The sequence below is a fragment of the Trinickia sp. genome, from assembly GCF_035492435.1.
Lineage (GTDB): Bacteria > Pseudomonadota > Gammaproteobacteria > Burkholderiales > Burkholderiaceae > Trinickia.
On sequence record NZ_DATJJF010000060.1, the window covers coordinates 1 to 3937 of the forward strand.

Annotated in this window: 3 protein-coding genes and 1 pseudogene; all 4 read left to right on the plus strand. The window is 61.8% G+C overall.

Going from position 1 to position 3937, the window contains the following annotated elements:
• Positions 1-140 (plus strand): annotated as a pseudogene (locus VL598_RS04875) (tRNA guanosine(34) transglycosylase Tgt); the annotation flags it as partial.
• A 249-nt stretch (positions 141-389) separates the two neighbouring features.
• Entirely contained in the window at positions 390-719 is a 330-nt protein-coding gene (gene yajC / locus VL598_RS04880; RefSeq protein WP_325325567.1) for a preprotein translocase subunit YajC, read from the plus strand.
• 147 nt (positions 720-866) lie between these two features.
• Entirely contained in the window at positions 867-2897 is a 2031-nt protein-coding gene (secD, locus tag VL598_RS04885; RefSeq protein WP_325325568.1) for a protein translocase subunit SecD, read from the plus strand.
• A gap of 76 nt (positions 2898-2973) precedes the next feature.
• Positions 2974-3924, plus strand: a complete 951-nt coding sequence (gene secF, locus VL598_RS04890; RefSeq protein ID WP_325325569.1) for a protein translocase subunit SecF — start codon at positions 2974-2976, stop codon at positions 3922-3924.
• Positions 3925-3937 lie beyond the last annotated feature (13 nt).

Below are 3937 nucleotides of genomic sequence, written 5' to 3' on the forward strand. Positions count from 1 at the left end.
TGGGCGCGCAATTGAATACCATTCACAATTTGCATTACTACCTGCAATTGATGGCTGAGATGCGCGAGGCGATCGAAACGCAGACCTTCGATGCCTTTCGCAAGCGGTTTGCAGAAGACCGCGCGAGAGGCGTCGAGTAGATAACCGCCCTGTCCTGACACTTGGGAAGCCAAAGCAAGTTGGGTTGATGCGTTGCTATCGATCGACTGGAAGGCTGATTTTTCGCTCATTTCGGATTTTCTTTGCCCCGCGTGCGCATCGTGAACGCGCAGCGGGCGACCGAACTTGTTCAGAGATTCCCTAGCGCCGCATCGTTGCAAGAAGCCGCAGTGCTAAAATATCCGGCTATTTTTGCGATCATTCCGATCGTCTCTTACGGAGAAACCAACGTGTCGATGATTTCCAACGCATTCGCGCAAGGCGCTGCCGGCGGCGGCGCCGAATCGAGCCTGATGAGCTTTCTGCCGCTCGTCCTCATGTTCGCGGTGCTGTATTTCATCATGATCCGCCCCCAGATGAAGCGCCAAAAAGAGCATCGCAACATGCTCGCAGCCATGGCGAAAGGTGACGAAGTCGTGACAAATGGCGGCGTCGTCGGCAAAGTGACGAAGGTGGGCGAAGCTTATGTCGGCGTGGAAATCGCCGAAGGCACCGAGATCCTCGTGCAAAAGGGCGCCGTCACGACGATCCTTCCGAAGGGCACGATCAAGTCGCTGTAATGCCGCCGCTGTAACGCTGCTCTTCTCGCGTCCGGTGCATTTTGCGAGCTGGGTCGCGCGGCAGGTTCCCCCCACCCGCGCGCCCGATCTGCCCCCGACGAGAGCCCGCTGCGGCGCCCCCATGCCAATCCCCGTACGGCACATCCCATGAATCGTTATCCCCTCTGGAAATATGTCGTGATGGCCGTGGCACTTGCCATCGGCCTTCTCTACACATTGCCCAACTTCTACGGCGAAGCGCCGGCGGTACAGGTATTGAGCGGCAAAGCGACTTCGAAGCTCGATGCCTCGACGCTCGCTAACGTCGAAGCCGCGCTTGCCACGAACCACATCACGGCTGACGACATCACGTTCGACAACGGCTCGTCCAACGCCACCATCCGTGTGCGCCTGAAGGACACCGATACTCAGTTGCGCGTGAAGGACCTCCTGCAGAAGTCGCTGAATGCCGACCCGGCCGATCCGGAGTACGTCGTCGCGCTCAACCTGCAGAGCGCCTCGCCGCGTTGGCTGACTGCGCTGCATGCGCTGCCGATGTATCTCGGCCTCGATCTGCGCGGCGGTGTGCACTTCCTCATGCAGATCGATATGGCGGGCGCGCTCAACAAGCGGCTCGACGCCGACGCATCGGACGCACGCACGCTCTTGCGTGACAACAACATTCGCGACGGCGGCGTCAATCGCGTCGGCCAGTCAGTCGTCGTAAGCTTCGCCGATCCTGCCGTGGCACAAGCCGCACGGGCCAAGCTGTCCAACGCGATCGGCGAGCTGCAATGGAATACGCGGCCCGCTGACGGCGGCGGCGTGGAACTCGTCGGCACATTTGCGCCCGCGCAGCTGCAATCCGTCGAGGACGCAGCGCTGAAACAGAACATGACGACGCTGCACAACCGCGTCAATGAGCTCGGCGTCGCAGAACCGGTGATCCAGCAGCAAGGCAGCGACCGCATCGTGGTCGAGCTGCCGGGCGTGCAGGACACCGCGAAAGCGAAGGAAATCATCGGCCGCACGGCCACGCTCGAAGCGCGTCTTGCGGACCCGGTCAACACGCATCCCGCGCCCAGCGATCCGGTACCGGCCGGAGACGAACTCTTCACGGATAGCAATCAAGTGCCTGTGCTGCTGCGCAAGCAGGTCATCTTCACGGGCGACAGCATCATCGACGCCTCGGCCGGCTTCGACGAGCACCAGCGCCCCTCAGTCAACATCCGCTTGAATTCGACGGCAGGCCGTGCCGTCGCGAGCGTCTCTCGCGACAACATCGGCAAGCCGATGGCCATGGTGCTGTTCGAAAAAGGCAAGGGACAGGTGCTGACCGTCGCCACGATCCAGTCGGAGCTTGGCGACCGTTTCCAGATCACAGGCCAGCCGACCCCGCAAGCCGCCGCCGACCTCGCCCTGCTCTTGCGCGCCGGCTCCCTCGCCGCGCCGATGGACATCATCGAGGAACGCACGATCGGCCCGAGCCTCGGCGCCGACAACATCAAGAAGGGCTTCGATTCGGTCGTCTATGGCTTCGCTGCCATCGCGATCTTCATGGTCGCGTACTACATGCTCTTTGGCTTGGTCTCGGTCATCGGGCTGTCGGTCAACCTGCTGTTGCTCATTGCTGCGCTTTCAATGCTACAGGCGACGCTGACGCTGCCCGGCATTGCGGCTATTGCGCTTGCGCTCGGCATGGCGATCGACTCGAACGTGCTCATCAACGAGCGCGTGCGCGAAGAACTGCGCCGCGGCGCCGCACCGCAGCTCGCCATTCAGAACGGCTATGCGCATGCCTGGGCGACGATCATTGACTCGAACGTGACGACGCTGATCGCAGGCCTCGCGCTCCTCGCTTTCGGCTCGGGCCCGGTGCGAGGTTTTGCCGTCGTGCACTGTATCGGCATCCTGACCTCGATGTTCTCGGCTGTGTTCTTCTCGCGTGGTCTCGTGAACGCGTGGTACGGCGGCAAGAAAAAGCTGAAGACGCTCGCAATCGGTCAAGTGTGGCGGCCTGCGACGGCGGAGGCCACCACGTCTGTGGGCACGGATGTCGAGGTCGCTCCCGCTCTATCGTCGCCCGCGTCGGCGGGTGGTGGTCGATCGGGCGACGGCAAAGCAACGCGTGCCGGCAAGCCGCAACTGCGCAACCGCGCGCGCGAAGGCGCCGCGCCACGCAAGCCGGGCTCGCGATAGACGTGAAGGCCGCGCTCAAGGCCGATTAGGGTTAGTTTTGGCCGCTTAAGGGCCCGGTTGGGCCCGGAGAGAAAAAATGGAATTTTTCCGCATTCGCAAAGACATTCCGTTCATGCAGCGCGCGTTGATCTTCAACGCGATCTCGTTCCTGACGTTTTTTGCAGCCGTGTTTTTCCTGCTGCATCGCGGGCTGCATCTGTCGGTCGAGTTCACGGGTGGCACGGTTGTCGAAGTGCAGTACCCGCAGGCGGCGCAACTCGAGCCCGTGCGCGCAACGCTCGCCAAGCTCGGCTATGCCGACTCGCAGGTGCAGACGTTCGGCACGTCACGTGACGTCATGATCCGTCTGCCGCTGAAACAGGGGCTCACCTCGGCGGAGCAAAGCACGCAGGTGATGACGGCGCTCAACCAGCAGGATCCGGCCGCCAAGCTGCAACGCGTCGAATTTGTCGGCCCGCAAGTCGGCAAGGAACTCGCGACGAACGGCCTGCTTGCACTGGCGTGCGTCGTCGCCGGCATCATGATCTACCTGTCATTCCGTTTCGAGTGGAAGTACGCAGTGGCGGGCATCGTGGCCAACTTGCACGACGTCGTGATCATTCTCGGCTTCTTCGCGTTCTTCCAGTGGGAGTTTTCGCTGTCGGTGCTGGCCGCGGTGCTCGCGGTGCTCGGCTACTCCGTCAACGAGTCGGTCGTCATTTTCGACCGGATTCGCGAGACGTTCCGCCGCGAGCGCAAGATGGGCGTCATCGAGGTCATCAATCACGCGATTACGAGCACGATGTCGCGTACGATCATCACGCACGGCTGCACGCAGATGATGGTGCTGTCGATGCTGATCTTTGGTGGCCCGACACTGCACTACTTCGCGCTCGCACTGACGATTGGCATCTTGTTCGGCATCTACTCGTCGGTCTTCGTCGCAGCCGCACTCGCAATGTGGCTCGGCGTTAAGCGCGACGATCTGCTGAAGGACAAGCGGCCGCGCCACGATCCGAACGACCCGAACGCAGGTGCGCAAGTCTGATTCTTGTGACGAA

Coding starts and splice junctions, on each gene's coding strand:
- secD (WP_325325568.1), top strand. CDS start 867: ATGAATCGTTATCCCCTCTGGAAATATGTCGTGATGGCCGTGGCACTT.
- secF (WP_325325569.1), top strand. CDS start 2,974: ATGGAATTTTTCCGCATTCGCAAAGACATTCCGTTCATGCAGCGCGCG.